This window comes from Mesorhizobium sp. M7A.T.Ca.US.000.02.2.1 (assembly GCF_003996995.1).
Taxonomy (GTDB): Bacteria; Pseudomonadota; Alphaproteobacteria; order Rhizobiales; family Rhizobiaceae; genus Mesorhizobium.
Genome location: NZ_RZTT01000566.1, coordinates 1 through 3,051, shown reverse-complemented (window position 1 = coordinate 3,051; position 3,051 = coordinate 1). Strand labels below are relative to the sequence as shown.

General features: G+C 64.8%; 2 protein-coding genes and 2 pseudogenes. All 4 read left to right on the top strand.

What is annotated here, in order from left to right; genetic code table 11:
• Window positions 1–523: pseudogene (locus EOD15_RS31660) on the top strand (Na+/H+ antiporter); the annotation flags it as partial.
• A gap of 179 nt (window positions 524–702) precedes the next feature.
• Window positions 703–2,016: a serine hydroxymethyltransferase gene (gene glyA, locus EOD15_RS31655; RefSeq protein WP_127323029.1), complete on the top strand. Its 1,314-nt coding sequence runs from the start codon at window positions 703–705 to the stop codon at window positions 2,014–2,016.
• 76 nt (window positions 2,017–2,092) lie between these two features.
• On the top strand, window positions 2,093–2,743 hold the full coding sequence (locus tag EOD15_RS31650) for a hypothetical protein (RefSeq protein ID WP_127329727.1): 651 nt from the start codon (window positions 2,093–2,095) through the stop codon (window positions 2,741–2,743).
• Window positions 2,744–2,900: 157 nt separating this feature from the next.
• Window positions 2,901–3,051: pseudogene (locus tag EOD15_RS31645) on the top strand (transcriptional regulator NrdR); the annotation flags it as partial.

Below are 3,051 nucleotides of genomic sequence, written 5' to 3'. Positions count from 1 at the left end.
ACTGCCGCTCGCCATGCCGGACGGCTCGCCGTTTCCGGCGCGCGACCTGGTCATTTTCCTGGCCGCCGGCGTCATCATCTGCTCGCTGGTCATCGCCAGCCTCGCTCTGCCGACGATCGCCAGGGGGCTGGTCGAGCCCGGTGAGGATGCCGGCGCCGCCGAGGAGCGCCTGGCGCGCGTGGGCGCCGCCAAGGCGGCAATCGCGCGCATCGAGAGCATTGCCGGAGCCGCCGATGATGAGGGAGGCGAGGTGCCCGGCGCCAGGCTTGCCGCTGCCGACAGCATCGTCGCCGGCTACCGGCGCCGCATCGCCGCCTCGGACGAAGCCGATGAGGCCCGCGCCGAGGCGCGCGAAGCCGGAAGGCTGGAGCTCGAATTGAGATTTGCGGGCATCGAAGCCGAGCGCGAGGCCGTGCGCGCCATGTTTCGCAGCGGCGAGATCAACGACCATACGTCGCAAGCGCTGTTTACCGAGATCACGCTCACCGAGGCCTTGCTGAAAGGCCGGAAGGCTCGGAAATAACGACCCGCGGGCCAGGCTGGCGCAATCCGGCCAGCAAATTTCGCGCCGCAAACGTGGCGGGGCGAAAACAACTGTGTTAATGGCGCGGCAAATGCATGTCGCCCAAAAGTGTGCAGCGGTTTTGGGACAACGACATGCATAAATCAAAAATTGCCCCCGAACCTCGAGGATTTCAGGCCATGGCAACAGCAGCGGCAGTGTCGAACAAATTCAAATCCTTCTTCGAAACCACGCTGGCCGATGCCGATCCGGAGATTTTCGGCGCCATCCGCAACGAACTCGGTCGCCAGCGCCACGAGATCGAGCTGATCGCCTCGGAAAACATTGTTTCCCGCGCCGTGCTTGAAGCGCAGGGCTCGATCATGACCAACAAGTACGCCGAGGGCTATCCGGGTAAACGCTACTATGGCGGCTGCCAGTTCGTCGACGTGGCCGAGGAACTGGCCATCGAGCGCGCCAAGAAGCTGTTCGGCTGCAACTTCGCCAACGTCCAGCCGAATTCCGGCAGCCAGATGAACCAGGCCGTGTTCCTGGCGCTCTTGCAGCCGGGCGACACGTTCATGGGCCTCGACCTCAATTCCGGCGGCCATCTGACCCACGGTTCGCCGGTTAACATGAGCGGCAAATGGTTCAAGGTCGTCTCCTATGGCGTGCGCCAGGACGACCATCTGCTCGACATGGATGCCATCGAGAAGACCGCGCATGAGACCAAGCCGAAGCTGATCCTGGCCGGCGGCACCGCCTATTCGCGCGTCTGGGACTGGAAGCGGTTTCGCGAGATCGCCGATGCGGTCGGCGCCTATCTGATGGTCGACATGGCGCACATCGCCGGCCTGGTCGCCGGCGGCGTGCATCCGTCGCCGCTGCCGCACGCCCATGTCGTGACCACTACGACGCACAAGTCGCTGCGCGGCCCGCGCGGCGGCATGATCCTGTGTAATGACGAGGACATCGCCAAGAAGATGAATTCGGCGGTGTTCCCCGGCCTACAGGGCGGCCCGCTGATGCATGTCATCGCCGCCAAGGCTGTCGCTTTCGGCGAAGCGCTGAAGCCGAGCTTCAAGGTCTATGCCGAGAGCGTCGCCGCCAACGCCAAGGCGCTCGCCTCCAGCCTCAAGGAAACCGGTCTCGACATCGTCTCCGGCGGCACCGACAACCATCTCATGCTGGTCGACCTCAGGCCCAAGAACGCCACCGGCAAGCGCGCCGAGGCGGCGCTCGGCCGCGCCAACATTACTTGCAACAAGAACGGCATCCCGTTCGATCCGGAAAAGCCTTTCGTCACCTCGGGCGTGCGTCTCGGCACCCCGGCCGGCACCACGCGCGGCTTCGGCCAGGCCGAATTCCGCGAGATCGGCAAGCTGATCGCCGAAGTGCTGGACGGTCTCAAGGTTGCGAATTCCGACGAGGGCAATGCCGCTGTCGAAGCTGCGGTCAAGGCCAAGGTCGTGGCGCTGACCGATCGCTTCCCGCTCTATCCCTATCTCGGCTGACGCGATAGGAAGGCTTACCGCCTGCTGCAACGACAAGCGTCGTTTCAGCAGGCCGGGGCGACCGGCAGGAGCCTTGATGATGCGACCATTTCGTTTCGCCGACCTTGGTGCCGTTGGCGCTCTGGCCGCTTTGATCGCCGTGCCTTTCCCCGGCATCGCCTTGGCGCAGACCGCCTCTGCTCAACCCGCGCCCGCGCAACCCGCACCTCAGGCCGAGCCGGCGGCGCCCGCCCAGGCGGCACCCAAGCTCGAAACGTTCGGCAGATGGTCGACCCTGGTCGACGAGGTCGACACCGGTGAGGATCTGCGCAAGACCTGCGCGGCCTCGACCGCCTTTATCGGCGCGGGCGGCGTGCCCGGTACCTTGACGCTCGTCATCACGAACGGCGATGCACTGCCGCCGGATGCCTACCCCTCCATAACCATCGCCGTCGACAACAAGGGTCTGCCGGCCGGCAAGTCGATTGCCGCCACCTTCGGCGACGACAAGGGCCGTGTCGCCGCCAAACTCCATTCCGATGGCGCCCTCAACGGCCGGCTCAGCTGGACCGTGGACAATCAGGCCAAGATCAGCCTGGCGCTCTTGCGCGCCATGCGCCGGGCATCGGTACTTGATGTCTCCTTTGGCGACGCACCTGTTGGAAGCATATCCATGGATGGCTTCACCAAGGCCTATCGCAGCCTCGGTGCATCGTGCGGATTCCCGACCGCCGACGTAGCTCCCTGAAGACATCGGTACGCGGTGCGGCTGCCTGGCGAGGCTGGCAATCCTGCTTGCGCCTCGCTATCTCTGAAGGGCAAGGGGCTGTTGGCGACACTTTGCCATCGCTGCAAAAACCTCTAAGCCTTTCGCTTCACCAGATTCGCCAACCAAAGGCTTCTCCATGCGCTGTCCCTATTGCCAGTCAGAAGATACGCAGGTGAAGGATTCGCGCCCCGCCGAGGATGGCGCGGCGATCCGCAGGCGGCGCGTCTGCCCCGATTGCGGCGGTCGCTTCACCACCTTCGAGCGCGTGCAGTTGCGCGACCTCGTCG

Coding starts and splice junctions, on each gene's coding strand:
- glyA (WP_127323029.1), top strand. CDS start 703: ATGGCAACAGCAGCGGCAGTGTCGAACAAATTCAAATCCTTCTTCGAA.
- EOD15_RS31650 (WP_127329727.1), top strand. CDS start 2,093: ATGATGCGACCATTTCGTTTCGCCGACCTTGGTGCCGTTGGCGCTCTG.